The organism is Streptomyces sp. NPDC057900, from assembly GCF_042887885.1.
Classification (GTDB): domain Bacteria; phylum Actinomycetota; class Actinomycetes; order Streptomycetales; family Streptomycetaceae; genus Streptomyces.
Genome location: NZ_JBHVOI010000002.1, coordinates 540,257 through 556,561, shown reverse-complemented (window position 1 = coordinate 556,561; position 16,305 = coordinate 540,257). Strand labels below are relative to the sequence as shown.

17 protein-coding genes are annotated in these 16,305 nt (G+C 68.3%); 6 read left to right on the top strand and 11 right to left on the bottom strand.

All coding sequences use genetic code 11. The features are described from left to right. Nucleotides 1–217: 217 nt before the first annotated feature. Entirely contained in the window at nucleotides 218–1,255 is a 1,038-nt protein-coding gene (locus ACFVQ0_RS09865) for a sodium:calcium antiporter (RefSeq protein ID WP_390086299.1), read from the top strand. 27 nt (nucleotides 1,256–1,282) lie between these two features. On the opposite strand, the gene ACFVQ0_RS09860 is transcribed toward ACFVQ0_RS09865, so the two are convergent. From ACFVQ0_RS09860 to ACFVQ0_RS09850, 3 genes are read right to left on the bottom strand one after another with little or no spacing between them, the layout of a single operon-like run. Further along, a complete protein-coding gene (locus tag ACFVQ0_RS09860; protein ID WP_390086297.1) occupies nucleotides 1,283–1,696 on the bottom strand; it encodes a VOC family protein in 414 nt (137 codons plus the stop codon). Nucleotides 1,697–1,744: 48 nt separating this feature from the next. Then, nucleotides 1,745–2,137, bottom strand: coding sequence for a helix-turn-helix domain-containing protein (locus ACFVQ0_RS09855; RefSeq protein ID WP_390086295.1), 393 nt, complete (start codon nucleotides 2,135–2,137; stop codon nucleotides 1,745–1,747). 26 nt (nucleotides 2,138–2,163) lie between these two features. Next, nucleotides 2,164–3,084, bottom strand: coding sequence for a LysR substrate-binding domain-containing protein (locus tag ACFVQ0_RS09850; RefSeq protein ID WP_390086293.1), 921 nt, complete (start codon nucleotides 3,082–3,084; stop codon nucleotides 2,164–2,166). Between the two features lie 153 nt (nucleotides 3,085–3,237). Here ACFVQ0_RS09850 and ACFVQ0_RS09845 point away from each other — a divergent pair, with 153 nt between their 5' ends. Together ACFVQ0_RS09845 and ACFVQ0_RS09840 are read left to right on the top strand one after the other, a co-directional pair. Further along, nucleotides 3,238–3,654, top strand: a complete 417-nt coding sequence (locus tag ACFVQ0_RS09845) for a nuclear transport factor 2 family protein (protein ID WP_390086291.1) — start codon at nucleotides 3,238–3,240, stop codon at nucleotides 3,652–3,654. Between the two features lie 60 nt (nucleotides 3,655–3,714). Continuing rightward, nucleotides 3,715–4,641: a zinc-binding dehydrogenase gene (locus ACFVQ0_RS09840; protein ID WP_390086289.1), complete on the top strand. Its 927-nt coding sequence runs from the start codon at nucleotides 3,715–3,717 to the stop codon at nucleotides 4,639–4,641. A gap of 23 nt (nucleotides 4,642–4,664) precedes the next feature. Here the strand turns inward: ACFVQ0_RS09840 and ACFVQ0_RS09835 are convergent, their stop codons facing one another. After that, the gene (locus ACFVQ0_RS09835) at nucleotides 4,665–5,570 is read right to left on the bottom strand and encodes a LysR family transcriptional regulator ArgP (protein WP_390087741.1); all 906 of its coding nucleotides are present in this window, start codon (nucleotides 5,568–5,570) and stop codon (nucleotides 4,665–4,667) included. Nucleotides 5,571–5,639: 69 nt separating this feature from the next. Here ACFVQ0_RS09835 and ACFVQ0_RS09830 point away from each other — a divergent pair, with 69 nt between their 5' ends. Then, complete coding sequence (locus tag ACFVQ0_RS09830) at nucleotides 5,640–6,266, top strand: LysE/ArgO family amino acid transporter (RefSeq protein WP_390086287.1); 627 nt, start codon at nucleotides 5,640–5,642, stop codon at nucleotides 6,264–6,266. 60 nt (nucleotides 6,267–6,326) lie between these two features. Here the strand turns inward: ACFVQ0_RS09830 and ACFVQ0_RS09825 are convergent, their stop codons facing one another. The 4 genes from ACFVQ0_RS09825 to ACFVQ0_RS09810 all read right to left on the bottom strand — a co-directional run bounded on the left by ACFVQ0_RS09825 (nucleotide 6,327) and on the right by ACFVQ0_RS09810 (nucleotide 11,146). Then, complete coding sequence (locus tag ACFVQ0_RS09825) at nucleotides 6,327–6,887, bottom strand: SUKH-4 family immunity protein (protein WP_390086285.1); 561 nt, start codon at nucleotides 6,885–6,887, stop codon at nucleotides 6,327–6,329. A 29-nt stretch (nucleotides 6,888–6,916) separates the two neighbouring features. Continuing rightward, complete coding sequence (locus ACFVQ0_RS09820; RefSeq protein ID WP_390086283.1) at nucleotides 6,917–8,485, bottom strand: nucleic acid/nucleotide deaminase domain-containing protein; 1,569 nt, start codon at nucleotides 8,483–8,485, stop codon at nucleotides 6,917–6,919. 97 nt (nucleotides 8,486–8,582) lie between these two features. Continuing rightward, a complete protein-coding gene (locus tag ACFVQ0_RS09815; RefSeq protein ID WP_390086281.1) occupies nucleotides 8,583–10,049 on the bottom strand; it encodes a hypothetical protein in 1,467 nt (488 codons plus the stop codon). 224 nt (nucleotides 10,050–10,273) lie between these two features. After that, nucleotides 10,274–11,146 carry a nucleic acid/nucleotide deaminase domain-containing protein gene (locus tag ACFVQ0_RS09810; protein WP_390086279.1) on the bottom strand — a complete coding sequence of 291 codons (873 nt, stop codon included), beginning with the start codon at nucleotides 11,144–11,146 and terminating at the stop codon, nucleotides 10,274–10,276. A gap of 287 nt (nucleotides 11,147–11,433) precedes the next feature. Here ACFVQ0_RS09810 and coaA point away from each other — a divergent pair, with 287 nt between their 5' ends. Both coaA and ACFVQ0_RS09800 read left to right on the top strand, forming a co-directional pair. Further along, a complete protein-coding gene (gene coaA / locus ACFVQ0_RS09805) occupies nucleotides 11,434–12,429 on the top strand; it encodes a type I pantothenate kinase (protein WP_073732665.1) in 996 nt (331 codons plus the stop codon). 28 nt (nucleotides 12,430–12,457) lie between these two features. Continuing rightward, the gene (locus ACFVQ0_RS09800; protein ID WP_390086277.1) at nucleotides 12,458–13,441 is read left to right on the top strand and encodes a DUF389 domain-containing protein; all 984 of its coding nucleotides are present in this window, start codon (nucleotides 12,458–12,460) and stop codon (nucleotides 13,439–13,441) included. Nucleotides 13,442–13,554: 113 nt separating this feature from the next. On the opposite strand, the gene glmM is transcribed toward ACFVQ0_RS09800, so the two are convergent. The 3 genes from glmM to rplM all read right to left on the bottom strand — a co-directional run bounded on the left by glmM (nucleotide 13,555) and on the right by rplM (nucleotide 16,101). Continuing rightward, nucleotides 13,555–14,913, bottom strand: a complete 1,359-nt coding sequence (gene glmM / locus ACFVQ0_RS09795) for a phosphoglucosamine mutase (protein WP_390086276.1) — start codon at nucleotides 14,911–14,913, stop codon at nucleotides 13,555–13,557. A gap of 163 nt (nucleotides 14,914–15,076) precedes the next feature. Continuing rightward, on the bottom strand, nucleotides 15,077–15,613 hold the full coding sequence (rpsI, locus tag ACFVQ0_RS09790; protein WP_024490228.1) for a 30S ribosomal protein S9: 537 nt from the start codon (nucleotides 15,611–15,613) through the stop codon (nucleotides 15,077–15,079). 44 nt (nucleotides 15,614–15,657) lie between these two features. Next, the gene (rplM, locus tag ACFVQ0_RS09785; RefSeq protein WP_024490227.1) at nucleotides 15,658–16,101 is read right to left on the bottom strand and encodes a 50S ribosomal protein L13; all 444 of its coding nucleotides are present in this window, start codon (nucleotides 16,099–16,101) and stop codon (nucleotides 15,658–15,660) included. Nucleotides 16,102–16,305 lie beyond the last annotated feature (204 nt).

The following is a 16,305-nucleotide window of genomic DNA, read 5'->3' as shown; positions in this document are numbered from 1 at the left end:
GCCGTGACGCGTATCCGTCACGTTATGTACGCGGGAGGCCCAACCCGAAGGGCCCACGGGCCCATGGTCAGGCCCAAAGGTCGCCGAAATAAACAGGTCAGCGACTTGCTGGAGTCACTGCGGCTCCCGGCAGCCGGTCCCGTGCAGAATCTGGCGGGTGGGCGTCGCGGACCCAGGAGCCCGGGAACCCGTGGTGCGGGAAGGCCGGGCGGTCAGTGTGATCCATTTTGTTCTGCTCATCGTGTGCGCGGTGGCGATCTACCTCTCGTGCGAGTGGTTCGTCAACGCGGTGGAGTGGCTGGGGCAGCGACTCGACGTCGGGAAGATGGCGGTCGGGACGATCCTGGCCGCGTTCGGCACCGCGCTGCCCGAGTCGGTCGTCACGCTGGTCGCGGTCACCACGGGCGCCGACGAGGAGGCCAAGAACATCGGCGTGGGCGCGGCGATGGGCGGCCCGCTCGCGCTGTCCACCATCGCCTACGGCGTGACCGGCGCGATGCTGTTCCTCAAGCGGCGCAGGGAGCGCGGCCCGGACCCGGCCGGCGGGGACGGCCGTGCCGGGGTACGGGCCCCGCTCGGGGACGAGAAGGACATGAGGCGGCTGGCCAAGGACCAGACGTGGTTCCTGCCGATCTTCGTGGTCAAGGTCGCGCTCGGGCTGGTGGCGTTCGCCTTCAAGCCGGTCCTCGGCGTGCTGTTCTTCGCCGCGTACGCCGTCTACTTCTGGCGCGAGATCCGCAGCGGGGACGACGGCGGGGAGGACGAGGAGCTGGAGCCGCTGAAGCTCCGCCCCCGGTCCGCCGCCCCGGAGACCTGGGCCGTCGTGGTCCAGACCCTGGCCACCCTCGCCGTCATCTTCTTCGCGTCCCAGCTGTTCGTGAGGCAGCTCGACGCGATCGGCCCCATGCTCGGGCTCTCGTCCGCCGTGACCGCGCTGCTCCTGTCACCGGTCGCGACGGAGCTCCCCGAGGTCATGAACGCGATCATCTGGGTCCGGCAGGGCAAGACCCAGCTGGCGCTGGCGAACATCTCCGGCGCCATGATGATCCAGGCGACCGTCCCCAGCGGGCTGGGGCTGCTGTTCACCAGCTGGAAGTTCGACGGCGCCCTGCTCTGGTCCGGGCTGATCACCATGGCCGCGATCGTCTACCTGCTGCTGACGATGCGCGCCCACCGGCTCACCCCCGGGCGGCTGGCCATGGCGGCGCTGTTCTACGCCGTCTTCGGGCTGGGGCTCGTCCCGATCCTGGCCTGAGCCGCCCGCCCCGCCCGCGGCCTGCCGTCAGCCGGTCTTCAGCTGAGTGAAGCGGAGACGGTTGCCGAAGGGGTCGCGCAGGCCGCAGTCGATTCCGTAGTCGCGGTCTGTGGGCTCCTCGGTGAACTCGACGCCCTTGGCCAGCAGCGTCTCGTACGTCTTGCGGCAGTCGTCCGTGGTGAGGATGAGCCAGCCGCCCATCGCGCCCTTGGTCACCAGCTCGCGTACCTGCTCCGCGGTCTCCTCGGACATCGCGGGGGCGCCCGGCCGCTCCAGCAGGATCTGGCGCTCGGGGTGGCCGGGGACGCTGACGGCGAGCCAGCGCATGAAGCCCATGTCGACATCGGCGGCGACCTCCAGACCGAGCTTGCCGACGTAGAAGTCGAGGGCCTGGTCCTGGTCGAGGACGTAGATCTGTGAGTGTGTGATCGCGTTGAACATGTGCTCAACGCTACGGGCGCGGGGCCGGGAAAACTTATCCGGAACTGCTCATTCGCTGGGCCTCGTCCAGGCCATCGTGAAGCACGTGGGTACGCCCGTCGGCACGGACTCCTTGCGGTACGCCCTCGGTGAGCGGCCGACGATCGCGCCGAACGTACGGCTGAAGGTGCCGGTGCTGCCGAAGCCGACCTCGAAGCAGATGTCCGTCACGCTGTGCCCGGTCTCCCGCAGCAGGAACATCGCGCGCTCCACCCGGCGGCGCTGGAGGTAGCGGTGCGGCGTCTCACCGAACGTGGCCCGGAACGTGCGCGAGAAGTGCGCCGGGGAGACGTGCGCGATACGGGCCAGGGCGGGTACGTCCAGCGGCTGCGCGTAGGAGCGGTCCATCGCGTCGCGGGCCCGGAGCATCCGGCGGTTCGACTCTTCTGCGGCGCGGCTCACCCCGCCATCACACCACGCCCGGTCCCTCAGCCGCGGGCGCGGTCCGGGGACCGCAGCCAGCCGGCGCCGCGGGCCGTCTCCGTGGCGGTGCGGAGCAGTTGCGCGACGACAGGGCGCTCGGTCCGGCCCCTCGTCAGCAGATGCAGCTCGATCGCCGCCCCACCGGCCAACGGCCGCCAGACCAGACCGGCCGGCAGACCCGCCACGACCGACCGGCCGACCACGGAGACCGCCTCGCCCCGCACCACCGGGGTGTGCCCGGCGTCGAACGACAGCGGGCGCAGCATCAGCGTCGGGCTGACGCCTGCGCGCGAGAGGAGGGCGGTGATCGCGTCGTAGTGGCCCGGGTTGGCCTCGCGGGGGTGGATGAGAAGCGTCTCGGCCGCCAGTTCGGCGGGGTCGACGGCGGGGTCGGACGCGAGCCGGTGGTCCGCCGCCATCAGGACGCCCTGCGGCTCCAGCCGCAGGAGGGTGCGGACGAGTTCCGGGGTGGGCGGCGGGCAGCGCACCAGGCCCGCGTCCAGCGTGCCGTCGGCGACACCGGCCAGGATCTCGGCGGTGGACAGCAGACGCGTGGTGGTCGTGAGGTCCGGCAGGCGTTCGGCCAGCGCGGAGAGGAGTGCGGGAGCCGTCTCGTAACTCGTACTCATGCTGTACCCGAGGGCCAGCGTGCCGTGCTCGCCCCCGGCGAACCCGCGCACGTCGCGCCAGAGCCGGTCGGCCTCCTCGCAGAGCGCGGCGCCCCGCTCGGACAACACGCGTCCCGCTTCCGTGGGTTCGACGGAGTGGGTGTTCCGGTCGAGGAGCCGGACGCCCAGTTCCTTCTCCAGTTCGCGTATCTGCCTGCTCAGCGCCGGCTGGGCGATGTGCAGCCGCTCCGCGGCACGGGTGAAGTTGCGTTCCTCGGCCACGGCCAGGAAGTAGCGAAGGCGTCGGAGATCTGACATGCACAGCAGCATACGAGCCGCTCTGAACAGCGGTGATGCCGAACGGTTCTGACGTGATCGAGAACAGGTCTTTCCCTGCTGGTACCGCCCCTCCATAGCCTTCAGGAGTCGGAGCAACACCGGTGAGAAACCACAGGAAAGGCCGTACGAACCATGAGCGACACCGCGGAAACCCAGCCCACCGCCAAGGCCATCGTCCTCGACTACCTGGACGCGCTCGCCACGGGCGACCTGGACCGGCTGCGCGCCTTCTTCGACCCCGAGGCCACCTGGACGCTCGCCGGTGACCTGCCCCTGTCGGGCACCTGGACCGGGCCGGACGAGATCTTCGGCTCGTTCGTGGCCCGGATGGTGGAGCGACTGGTGCCGGAATCAATGGAGTTCGAGTTCGTCGGGGTGATCGCGGAGGGCGAGCGCGTCCTGGCGGAGTGGAAGACCCGGGCGCAGGCCCGAGCGGGTGGGCGGTACGACCAGCACTGCCTGGCGGTGTTCACCGTGCGGGACGGGCGGATCGCCAGCGTCCGCGAGCACTTCGACACGCTGCACGCCCACACCGTCGTCTTCGCCTGATCCCCGCTTCACCCCTACCCCCGCATTTCCCTTCGTTCGACGATGAGTTGGAGACATCCCATGCGCGCCATGCTTCCCGAAGCCGGTGGATCGGTCCTGCCGGGTGAGGCTCCGGATCCGGAGCCGGCCGACGACGAGGTGCTGATAGCGGTGGAGGCGTACTCCGTGAACCGGGGCGAGACGTTCCAGCTCGACGGCCGGCTGGACCGGCGCCGGCCCGGCTGGCGCCCCGGCAAGGACGTGGCCGGCACGGTCGTACGGGCCGCCGCCGACGGCACCGGCCCGGCGGCCGGGGCCCGGGTGGTCGCCCATCCGCCCGCGTCCGGCTGGGCCGAGCGCGTCGCCGTCCCGGTGCACAGCGTCGCCGCACTCCCGGACAGCATCGACGCGGTGACCGCCGCCGCGCTCCCGCTGGCCGGAATCACCGCGATCCGGCTGCTCCGGGCGGCCGGCCCGGTCGCGGGCCGGCGGCTGCTGATCACCGGTGCGAGCGGGGGTGTCGGCCACTACGTCACCGAGCTGGCAGCGTCCTCGGGCGCGGCGGTGACGGCGGTCAGCTCGACGCCGGAGCGCGGCGCCCGGCTGCTGGAGCTGGGCGCGGCCGGCATCGTGACGTCACCGGCGGACGCCGGGGGCCCGTACGACATCGTGCTGGAATCCGTCGGCGGCGCCTCGCTGCCCGCCGCCCTGGCCCGGCTCGCCCCGGGCGGGCTGCTGGTCTGGTTCGGCCAGGCGAGCCGGACCCCGGTCACGCTGGACTTCTTCGACTTCTTCAACGGCCCGGCCCAGGCCCGTATCGCGCACTTCGACTACACCCTCGCCGACACGACGTACGCCGCCGAACTCGCCACCCTGGTCCGGCTCGTCGCCGGGGGGCGCCTCCACCCGGAGATCGGCACGGTGCGCGACTGGTCCCGCACCGCCGAGGTCATCGAGGACATCCGCGGGCGGCGGGTGCGGGGGAACGCGGTGCTGACGGTGGGGTGAGAACGAGCCCGCGGGCCCCGGTGTCAATCCCGGGAGTACAGGAACTCGGCCGCCGTCGCGGCGATGACTCCCGTCACGACGGCCAGCGCGGGCACGTCCAGCTTCCAGTGCTGCCAGTACAGGGGCACGTCCAGCCGCCGCCCCGGCGCCAGCTCCACGAGGGCGCCCGACCGCAGCAGGGGGTCCGCCTGTGTCTCCGGGACGAGACCCCAGCCGAGACCGGCGGCCACCGCGTCGCAGAACCCCTCCGACGTGGGCACGTGGTGACGCATCCGGCCCGCGCCCGGGGCGCTGGGCGAGAGGGACCGGACGAAGCGGTCCTGGAGTTCGTCCCGGCGGTCGAAAACGATCACCGGCGCCTCGGACAGCGAGCGCTCAAGGGGCGCCGTTCCCAGATGGCGTTCCACGAATCCGGGGCTCGCCACCGGCAGATAGCGGGCCAGGCCGAGCGGGCGCACGACGCAGCCGGCGACCGGCTCCGCGGCGGACGTCACCGCCGCCATCACCTGCCCCTCGCGCAACAGCGTCGCGGTGTGCGTCTCGTCCTCGCGGTGCAGCTCGAAGCAGACCGGCACGTCCTGCGGCACCCGGGTCAGTGCGGTGAGGAACCAGGTGGCCAGGGAGTCCGCGTTCACCGCCATCGGCAGCCGCGCCGGGCCCGAGGCGTCCGCGATGCCCAGCTCCAGGTGCGCTTCCCGCTCCAGGGCGGCCAGTTGGCGCGCGTACCGCACGACCACCCGGCCGGACTCCGTCAGCCTGACCGGCTTCGTACGCATCAGCAGCACGCGGCCGGTGCGCTGCTCCAGCGCCTTGATCCGCTGGCTGACCGCGGACGGCGTCACATGCAGAACCGCGGCGGCGGCGTCGAAGGTGCCCTCGGCCACGACGGCGAGCAGCGTGCGCATGTGGTCGGACGGAAGCTCGATCATCACGATCGCTAATCTTACTTAAGAAACTTTAGCTGTACTGATGATCCCGCACTCCATAGCGTCGAGAACGTGAACAGCGACATCCTTCCGGTGGCCATCGCCGGATTCAGCACGGGCCTCTCCCTCATCGTCGCCATCGGCGCACAGAACGCCTTCGTCCTGCGCCAGGGCGTGCGCAGGCAGGCCGTGCTCGCGGTGGTGGGCATCTGCGCCGCGTCCGATGCCGCCCTCATCGCCCTGGGAGTGGCCGGGCTGGGAACCGTGGTCGCCGCGTGGCCCGCCGTCCTGACCGCGGTCGGCCTGGCCGGTGGCGGCTACCTGCTCTGTTACGGCGCCCTGGCCGCCCGCCGCGCCCTGCGACCCGCCTCCGGGCAGGCCCTGACGACGGAGGGCGCCTCCACCGGCTCCATCCGTACGGCGGTACTCACCTGCCTGGCCCTGACCTGGCTCAACCCGCACGTGTACCTGGACACCGTGCTGCTGCTCGGCTCGGTCGCCGCCGAACGCGGCTCACTGCGCTGGGTCTTCGGCTTCGGAGCGATCCTGGCCAGCCTGGTCTGGTTCGCCGGCCTCGCCTACGGCGCCCGGCTGCTCAGCGGCATCCTCAACCGCCCCGCCGCCTGGCGGATCCTGGACGCGCTCGTCGCGGCCACGATGCTCACGATGGGCACCATGCTGCTGGCCCGCTCCGTCTGACCAGGACGACTCGCGGACTTCGCCCCTCTGGTCAACGGCCGCCGCCCGGACCTGCGGAGATCAGCTCCACATACCCATGGCGATCTCCTCGAAGGAAGGAACCCACTCACTGTCTTCCGAGAACGGAAGCGGATCTCGTTGCTCGATCTCCCGCCGCACACGCTGGATGATTGCCTCCCTGCTGTCGAACGAGCTCTGTGCCGCGATCTCGGGCAGAGCGCATTCCACGGCATAAATGGTGTAGGCGAGGGACGAGATGTCCGCATGGAGTGTGACTGGATCTTCAGCACCCTCATAAAATCCGTATACCAGTCCGGTAACCGTGTCGAGGGCGATGGTCGTGGCAGTGAGATTTCCCAGAATGATCCAATTTAGCGCCTCTTTCGGCACGCTCCATTGAGAGTCCGACATTTCATCGATCGCGCGCAGATCAACAGATCCGCCCGGGGCCGCGACTTCCGCTTTGGGGGTGGAGGGGATGCCGACTTCACAAAGGAATTCAAGAGTTTCTCCAGTAAAACCCAGCCCTCCCGCCTCTTCCCGGACGGACCGTTCGACGTTCTCGGCACCGAACCGGCTCACCAATTCATCATGCGTCAGGTCAAACTTCAAGGCACTCACACCGTCCAAATCCACTCGCTCGGCAACATCTACTTGAATCCGCCACTGACTCCGTGCGCCTTTTGGTCTTTCTGTAGCTGAGATCGGTACGCCTCGTGTTCGGCGTCCCTTATCTTCGGAATGTCAGAGTTGAGGTATTTTGCCGTGTGGGTCACCTCCAGGTCCGGTTTAAAATACTTTGCCGTCCATTTGTCACACCACGACGGCGCCCCCTGACAAGGCTCCCTCTCGGTATATAAGGCCTTTAGGTTATCCTGCTTTCCAGCCTTGAGGATCGGGTAACCAAGCGTACGTTCGGAGTGGGGACCCTCGCTGTTGGTTACGAGTATCATCTGCTTTCCCGAGCTGTCTACGTAACGGCCCGCCGCATAATTGCCACCACCCCAGTCGCTATTATGGTATCTGGCTATCTGGGTGGCTTGAGATAAGTCAGTGCTCCCGGAGGGGATTTTAGTCGAAGTGACCTTGGCCTGATCTTTTTTTGGGCTAACGGGATACGAAGGACCTTTTTCCCCTTTACGAGGACGCCAGACTCGTCCAGCTTCCCCGTTCTTCCCGGGTTCCGTCATGAGATCAAGGATCCCCGAGTTGTCATCCTTTTTGACCGCAACGGTTGTTCCATCGGGATTCAGCTTCTCGACTGTTCCGTCGGCATTGAGAAGGAACATGGGCGTATCGTCGACCTGACAACCTTCAATGTCCTTTTTGGTCTTCTGATCGTTCTTCTCGTGCCCTTTCTTACTGTCACTGATTTTACCGCCGTGCTCCTCAAGGACATGGACTGTTTCGTCGGCCTTCTTTTCGATAGCATCTTCCGCCTTGTCCATGACGGTAGCAAGCTTTCGAAATCGACTGTCCTTTTTTACCGAGCTGCGCCTCTTGGACCCGCCCGCCTTGTGTGAATTTTTCTTCTCATCGAACTTGCGCTTGGTTTCGTCGTATCCACCGATCGACTTGTCGAACTCGTCAAACTCTATGACAAGGTCCTGCGCCAAGTCGGCTCCACCATCGGCGTACCGCGCGAGATCGGCGTCGTCGTGGGCATCCAGCCTTTCGGTGAAGAGGTCCTCGATTTTGGTGAGGATCTTGGCTTCGATTTTGTCGGTGACAACGCTGGTGATCTGCCCGACGGCGTAGTCGATGGCTTCATGGAGCGCTATGCGACAGGCTGCTATCGCGGCGGCACTAAGGAGACCGCTTAGGCCTGCGGTGAAGAACATGCCGATGACACCCGCGGTGGCCGCCGCCGCTGTCGTGCTGAGTTCCGCGATACAAACGATCTTGCACCCTTCGATCAGGCCTGCGCAGTCGTCGAGGGCGTCGCCCAGGCTGTCGAGAGCATTGATGAAGGTGACTAGATCTTTGGTGGTGAGCTTGCCCCACCGGCGGTCGATCGCGGTGACCGTCGCGCCTTTGCTGCGTCCGGATACGATGTGGGAGCACGCATTGTTGCCCTGGGTGATGACGTCGCGGAGGCCTTCGGCGAGATGCCGGTAGTCCTTGGCGGTTTCACGAACTTCGTCTTCGTCGATATTTGGCCACTGAACGCCCACAAGGTCGAGGACCTCGACCAGGTCGTCGGGTATTCGCTTCCCCATGATTCGACCACACCCCCGCCAGTCCGGAAGCAGCGAATTCTCGCTATTGCGCGTCGGGCCGTCAACCCTCAGCCGTCTGAATTCAGCCTCATCAGGGTCAGAGAGGGCGCAGGCACACAACCATGTGGTCCATGCCGATGACGAGGTCTCCCCCGGCGGTGAGGGCCAGGGCGTTCACGGCAGGTCCGAGGTGCAGGGTGTGCACCTCGTGAGTTCTGGGCCGGTGATGTTCGATGTGTCCGTCGGCCCAGGAGATGGCGAGGGCCGGGCCGCCGGGAGTCGATGCGGCTGCGAGCGCGGTGACCGGTAGCGGGCGTGCCGCGACGACTGTCTCAGCAGCTGTGTTCCCTGGATCCCAGCCCCGGACCTGTCCGTCGATCCCACCGCTGTATACGTAGGAAGAGCCGCAGGATTCCATCGAGCCGTCACTGGGCTCGGTATCCATGACGGCCAGCGCACTCACTGAATGAGCGTGAGCACAATGGGCCTGGGGGTCGCGGGACGCGTTGTGGGCACTGAACACATGCACGGCACCGCTCTGATGACCGGTAACGACGACCCGAGAGGATGCCGCCAGCGCATGGGCGGGGTGGCTGTCGAGGTGGGCGCGCACCGTGTGGACGAGTTCCTCCGTGGGGTCGGTGCTTTCCTCCAGCAGCGCTCTGATCCCGGGGGTGGGAGTGGTGGCGGAACGCTGCGCTCGAAGTCCGCCTTGCTCGGTGAGGGCGAGCACGGTGCCGTCGTCCAGAGCTGCCAGGGCGCCGACCGTGCCGAAGGCCCTGGGCAGCCTGCCGACCGGCTCAGCGTCTACGAGGCCCAAGCTCCTCACCGTGCCCTGCTGGTCCGCGATCAGGAGAACGGGCGTTTTCGTGCGGCTCACGGTGAGAGTGCGGGCGGGGCCGGGCCATGGGGGCAGGACGTCCCCGTCGACGCTGCTCCAGACCAGCTGCCATGGCGCGTCGGCCGTGTAACCGGCGAGTGTTCCGCGAAGGCGGGGGTCGGCACTGTCGCCCAGCGCCGCAAGCAGAAGCAGCCCCCTGGTCGTGGAGTCCTCTTCGCTGATGAGAGCTTGCCCGACACGGAACCAGGCAGCGCGCAGGCCGCCGTGATCGTGGGTACTCGACTCATAGCGAGTGGTGACGTACAGGGCGTCGGCGGCCAAGACATCAGCGGGGTCGTCGAGGCTCGGCTCCATCTCCGCCCTCGCTTCTGAATCCGCTGAAGGCACCGGCCGGTCCGAGTACTGCCGCCGCCACAGGGCAAGGCGATATCCATCGGTCCAGTGTTCCTGGTCGAGGTCCATGACTGCGGGCCCAAAGGCCTCCAGCCGGCGTGCGGCAGCGCTCTCAGTATCGACTTCGACGATGACGCGAACGTGGTCCAGCGCCAGGAATGCCGCGATCAGTTCGCTGAGTTCGCCAGGCGTCGCGGAACCTTGCAGATCCGGCAGCACGATCGTCGTCCGCCGGGTGTCCGTGGAAAGCCCCTGGAGCAGTTGCGCGACGGTGGGCGCGCTCAGGTGAAGCTGTTCGGCGAGTGTCCAAGCAGTTGCGTGCAGCCCCAAGCCCTTGAGGGGGGCGAACGCGTGCACCCGACGTGCGGGGGGTGTGCCCGGCCGGGTTCCGTGCGCGACCAGCCAGGCAAGCAGAGTAGATTTCCCGCACTCCTTACTTCCGGTGACCAGGCACAGGTGGGGAGCCGACCCGTCGGCCAGCCAGGCCAGCAGCGCAGCCGCAGCGGGTTCGCGCCCCGCAGGGGGCCTGGCCCATTCCTCACCGTGCGCGGTACTCACGGCCGGGCCTGGCCGGCTGCGCTGGTGATCAATTCCTTCAGAGCCGATTCGCGTGACTCCGCAGATGATCCGTAGTCGAAGGAGTGGGTGAATTCGGCATCCGGAAACGTCTGCCGCATCCAGGCCGCACAGTAGTGACCAGGCATCATGCAGGGCTCAAGTTCGCAGTACACGCGCCGAACCTGTTCTGGTGTAACCCCCTGCTCCTTGAGACGCCACCACAGCAGCTCCTCGGGGTGCGACCGGCCCGGCCCGGTGGCGTCGGTGGCTATCTGCTTCTCACCTGCGGCGTCGGTGTACTCGAAGGCTGCGGAGAACGGGAAGTTCAGCGTGTGGCGCACGTCGTCCAGGACACGCGGCCACCAAGCCTCCCGGTCCTCGAACGCGGCCGGGTCAATCTGACGCAGTTCGGCGTTCAGCTCTCTGAAGGCCGCTGCGGCAACCGGAAGTTGTGTGGCAGCGGCGATAGTCGGGAGCCTGCGGTCCAGGCAGGCCAGCGAGGTCGTGAATGCGGCCACGCTGGAGGAGACCAGCATGTCTTCCTCATTCCAGCTCCCGAGGAAGACTGCCTGCACCGCGCCATCGGGGCGGACACACAGTTGTGTGAGGCGATCGGAGCCCAGACGCAGCCAGTCAGCCATCCCCGCGGAAGGAGGGGCCAGACTCGCACGGTCGGCGTACGGACCGAGTGTCATGGCGTCAGCCGGGTCGGCAGCAGTGAAATAGGGAAAGACGAGGAGCGGCACGCCGATGTTCTGCAGGGCCTCCCGTGCCGACTGAGGACACCGGGCCCCGCCCGACCGGGCAGCGGGCAGCCGCCACATTCCGGCAGCACCGAAATGGCCGAGTGCCGGGTCCTGATGAGACATGAGATGCAACCTCTCGATTCGGCCGTCTGGTCGTAGGCATCAGTTCGAACTGCTGGTCGCCTCATCGTGTACGACGCGACCCTCCAGGACTCGGGCCCTGCAACGCATCCCAAGCTACTTCGCCATCGGGATCATGGAAGGCCTGCACCAGCCATAGTGCTCCCAAACGTGGATCACAGGCCCCGGAGGGCTCTCCCGGCCTCCGGCTCACGGCCATGCCGGGCCCGCCCCTCCCACGTGACCGACCCCACCCCCCGCTCCGTTCGGATTCCCGCGACAATGAACCTGTGATCACTTCGCCGACACGGAGCACGAACCGACGCGCCGAGCACGCCGCGACGCCGTACGTCGACCTCTCCCGAGCGGAGTGGAGTGCGCTGCGCGACAAGACGCCGCTGCCGCTGACCGCCGAGGAGGTGGAGCGGCTGCGCGGGCTCGGGGACGTCATCGACCTGGACGAGGTACGGGACGTCTACCTGCCGCTCTCCCGGCTCCTCAACCTGTACGTGCAGGCCACGTCCGGGCTGCGCGGCGCGCTGAACACCTTCCTGGGGGACGCGGGGAACGGGCAGGGGGCGCAGCGCGGCACCCCGTTCGTCATAGGGGTCGCGGGCAGTGTCGCGGTGGGTAAGTCGACCAGTGCCCGGCTCCTCCAGGCGCTGCTGGCGCGCTGGCCGGAGCACCCCCGGGTGGAGCGGGTGACCACCGACGGGTTCCTGCTGCCGATGAAGGAGCTCCACGCGCGCGGGCTGATGTCGCGCAAGGGGTTCCCGGAGTCCTACGACCGGCGCGCCCTGACCCGCTTCGTCGCGGACATCAAGGCGGGCAAGGACGAGGTGACCGCCCCCGTCTACTCGCACCTGATCTACGACATCGTGCCCGGTGAGCGGCTCACCGTCCGGCGCCCCGACATCCTCATCGTCGAGGGGCTGAACGTGCTCCAGCCCGCGCTCCCCGGCAAGGACGGCCGTACCAGGGTCGGGCTGGCGGACTACTTCGACTTCAGCGTGTACGTGGACGCCCGGCCCGAGGACATCGAGACCTGGTACCTCAACCGCTTCCGCAAGCTGCGCGAGACGGCGTTCCAGGACCCGTCCTCGTACTTCCGCAAGTACACGCAGGTCTCCGAGGCGGAGGCGCTGGAGTACGCGGCGACGATGTGGCGGACCATCAACAAGCCGAATCTGGTGGAGAACGTCGCGCCGACCCGGGGCCGTGCCACTCTGGTGCTCCGCAAGGGCCCCGACCACAAGGTCCAGCGGCTGTCCCTGCGCAAGCTCTGAGGCGCAGGACCCACCCGAGGAGCGTGTTGTGCTGCATCTGCGTCTGATCGTGCCCACCGGCCGTACGGACGAGGTAACGGATCTGCTGGAGCGGACCGTCGGCACCGCCCATCTCGTGGTGCTGCCGGGCGTGGCCCGCGACCCGGTGGGCGACATGGTGCTGTGCGACGTGGCGCGGGAGGCGGGCGACGAGCTGATCGGGGCGCTGCGGGCGCTCGGCCTGGACGAGTACGGCTCGATCACCGTCGAGAACATGGACCTGACGCTCTCCGCCCGCGCGGACCGGGCCGAGGCGGACGCTCCGGGCGAGGGCGCGGACGCGGTGCTGTGGGAGGAGCTGACGGAGGCGACCCACGACGAGTCGACGTTCAGCGTCACCTACGTGGCGTTCCTCGCGGTCGCGACGATGCTCGCCGCCTGCGGTGTGATGCTCGACAACGCGATCCTGATCGTGGGCGCGATGGCGGTGGGCCCGGAGTTCGGTCCGCTGGCCGGGATCTCCACGGCCCTGGTGCAGCGGGCTCCCCGGCTGGTCTGGCGCTCGCTGCTGGCGCTGATCGGCGGCTTCGCCGTCGCGATGGTGCTGACAGCCGGTTTCGCCTGGCTGATGGACGTTCTCGGGCTCTTCGACGTGGGGATGATCGAGGCGGACCGGCCCAACACGGCGTTCGTCTGGCAGCCCGACTGGATCTCGTTCGTGGTCGCGTTCCTCGCGGGCATCGCCGGGACGCTCTCCCTCACCTCGGCCAAGTCCGGCGCGCTGATCGGGGTCGCGATCTCGGTGACGACCGTGCCGGCCGCGGCCAACGCGGCGGTGGCGTTCAGCTACAGCGACTACGGCCAGATGACCGGCTCCGTGCAGCAGCTGATGGCGAACCTCGGCGGGATCGTGCTGGCCGGAACGCTGACGCTCCTGGCCCAGAAGGCCCTGTGGCGGGCGGCCCGCAACCGGGACGCGAACGTCCGGCCGTCGGCGCGGACGGCCGCGGGCCGGCGCGGAGGCGGGGGCTGAGGACGCCCCCGGGCCGGGGGCTGAGAAGCCCCCGGGGGCCGGGGGCTGAGAAGCCCCCGGGGGCCGGGGCTGAGGACACCCCCGGCCCCCGGCCGCCCCGGCCCCGCGCACCGCTACCCCAGCGCGGACTTCACCACGTCGGCCAGCCGGCCGGCCACCGAGCGCGCCTGCTCGATGTCGGCGGCCTCGACCATGACCCGTACCAGCGGCTCCGTGCCCGACTGGCGCAGCAGCACGCGTCCGGTGGCGCCCAGCTCGTGCTCGGCCTCCGCGACGGCCAGGGCCAGCTCCGGGGAGGTGGACACCCGGGACTTGTCGACGTCCGGCACGTTGATGAGGACCTGCGGCAGGCGCTCCATCACACCCGCCAGCTCGGCGAGCGTACGGCCGGTCGCGGCGACCCGGGCCGCCAGCATCAGGCCGGTCAGCGTGCCGTCACCGGTCGTGGCGTGGTCCAGGACGATGACGTGGCCGGACTGCTCGCCGCCCAGCGCGTAACCCTGGTCCTTCATCGACTCCAGCACATAGCGGTCGCCCACCGCGGTCTGGACGAGCTGGATACCCTCCCGCTCCATGGCGATCTTGAAGCCGAGGTTCGACATCACGGTGCCGACCACGGTGCCCTTGCGGAGCTGCCCGGCATCGCGCATGGCGAGGGCGAGGACGGCCAGGATCTGGTCGCCGTCGATCTCCTCGCCCGCCGCGTCCACGGCCAGGCAGCGGTCGGCGTCGCCGTCGTGCGCGATGCCGAGGTCGGCGCCGTGCTCGACGACGGCGGCGCGGAGCAGCTCAAGGTGCGTGGAGCCGCAGCCGTCGTTGATGTTCAGGCCGTCCGGCTCCGCGCCGATCGTGACGATCTCGGCCCCGGCGCGGGCGAACGCCTCCGGCGAGACACGGGCCGCGGCACCGTGCGCCTCGTCCAGGACGACCTTCAGTCCGTCGAGCCGGTTGGGCAGTACGCCGATCAGGTGAGCGACGTACCGGTCGAAGCCCTCCGCGTAGTCGTTGATCCGGCCCACCCCGGCGCCGGTGGGACGGGCCCACGGCTCGCCCGTGCGGTGCTGCTCGTAGACCGTCTCGATGCGGTCCTCCAGCTCGTCCGCGAGCTTGTGGCCGCCTCGGGCGAAGAACTTGATGCCGTTGTCCGGCATGGCGTTGTGGCTGGCGGAGAGCATCACGCCGATGTCGGCGCCCAGCGCACCGGTGAGGTACGCCACGGCGGGGGTCGGCAGCACGCCGACGCGCAGGACGTCGACGCCCGCGCTGGCGAGGCCCGCCACCACGGCGGCCTCCAGGAACTCTCCGGAGGCACGGGGATCTCTGCCGACCACGGCCGTCGGCCGGTGGCCCTCGAAGGTGCCCACCTCGCCCAGTACGTGCGCCGCAGCGACCGACAGGCCGAGCGCGAGCTCAGCCGTCAGGTCCGCATTGGCGACACCGCGCACGCCGTCCGTGCCGAAGAGTCGTCCCACTGGTGTCCTCCGAAGGTGCTCCGAAACGCAAAAACAGACCAGCCAGTCCACGAGCGTATGAACGTCTTATGCCGTTATATGCCCGAGGCTGTCAATAAACGAACGCCCCGGCAGCACGAGGTGTGCCGCCGGGGCGAACGTGTAACGCGGATGAGCAGGCGGTTTAGCGCTTGCTGTACTGCGGGGCCTTACGGGCCTTCTTGAGACCGGCCTTCTTGCGCTCGACCGCACGGTCGTCGCGGGAGAGGAAGCCGGCCTTCTTCAGCGTGGCGCGGTTGTTGTCCTCGTCCGCCTCGTTCAGCGAACGGGCGACACCGAGGCGCAGGGCACCGGCCTGGCCGGAGACGCCGCCACCCGAGATGCGGGCGATGACGTCGTAGCGGCCGTCGAGCTCAAGCACCTTGAAGGGCTCGTTGACTTCCTGCTGGTGCACCTTGTTGGGGAAGTAGTCCTCAAGGGTGCGACCGTTGATCTTCCACTTGCCGGTGCCCGGGATGATCCGGACGCGGGCGATGGCGTTCTTGCGACGGCCGAGGCCGGCCGCCGGCTGCGGGTCGCCGAAGCGGCCCACGAGCGACTCCGAGGTGTACTCGCCCTCGACGGGCACCTCGGACTCGAAGGTGGTCACCTCGGCGAAGGTCTCTTCGCCCTCGGTGACCTCGGTGCCCTCGACGGGCGTCTCTGCAGTGGTCTCGGCCACGATTCTCCTCAGATCTTTCTGTACGTCTTAGGGGGAGGCCGGAACTACTGCGCGACCTGGGTGATCTCGAACGGGACCGGCTGCTGGGCAGCGTGCGGGTGCTGGTCACCCGCGTAGACCTTGAGCTTCGAGATCATCTGGCGACCCAGAGTGTTCTTGGGGATCATGCCCTTGATGGCCTTCTCGACAGCCTTCTCGGGGTTCTTCGCGAGAAGCTCGTCGTAGCGCACGGAGCGCAGACCGCCCGGGAACCCGGAGTGGCGGTACGCCATCTTCTGGGTCTTCTTGTTGCCGGAGAGGTGAACCTTCTCGGCGTTGATGATGATGACGAAGTCGCCCATGTCCATGTGGGGGGCGTAGATCGCCTTGTGCTTGCCTCGGAGGAGGTTCGCAGCCGTGGTGGCCAGACGGCCCAGGACGATGTCCTCGGCGTCAATGATGTGCCACTGGCGAGTGACATCGCCGGGCTTGGGGCTGTACGTACGCACTTCGTAGCCTTCGCTTCTTCAGTGGATGGGGTCCAGACACACGGCACCTCTGAAGCGATCATGCAGCTGGGGCTGACAATGCCGGGGACGCTGCCCGTATGCGAGCCACTGGTAACTGCTCCAGAGAACCTACGTAAGGGCCCTTCGCGTGAGAACGACGAAGCCAATACGTATAACAACGCCCGAGAGTACCCGCCACGCCCC

Bases quoted from the DNA above. Each gene is read 5' to 3' on its own strand.
- ACFVQ0_RS09860 (WP_390086297.1), bottom strand. From the start codon at position 1,696: ATGTTCAACGCGATCACACACTCACAGATCTACGTCCTCGACCAGGAC.
- ACFVQ0_RS09850 (WP_390086293.1), bottom strand. From the start codon at position 3,084: ATGTCAGATCTCCGACGCCTTCGCTACTTCCTGGCCGTGGCCGAGGAA.
- ACFVQ0_RS09845 (WP_390086291.1), top strand. From the start codon at position 3,238: ATGAGCGACACCGCGGAAACCCAGCCCACCGCCAAGGCCATCGTCCTC.
- ACFVQ0_RS09840 (WP_390086289.1), top strand. From the start codon at position 3,715: ATGCGCGCCATGCTTCCCGAAGCCGGTGGATCGGTCCTGCCGGGTGAG.
- ACFVQ0_RS09835 (WP_390087741.1), bottom strand. From the start codon at position 5,570: ATGATCGAGCTTCCGTCCGACCACATGCGCACGCTGCTCGCCGTCGTG.
- ACFVQ0_RS09820 (WP_390086283.1), bottom strand. From the start codon at position 8,485: ATGGGGAAGCGAATACCCGACGACCTGGTCGAGGTCCTCGACCTTGTG.
- ACFVQ0_RS09810 (WP_390086279.1), bottom strand. From the start codon at position 11,146: ATGTCTCATCAGGACCCGGCACTCGGCCATTTCGGTGCTGCCGGAATG.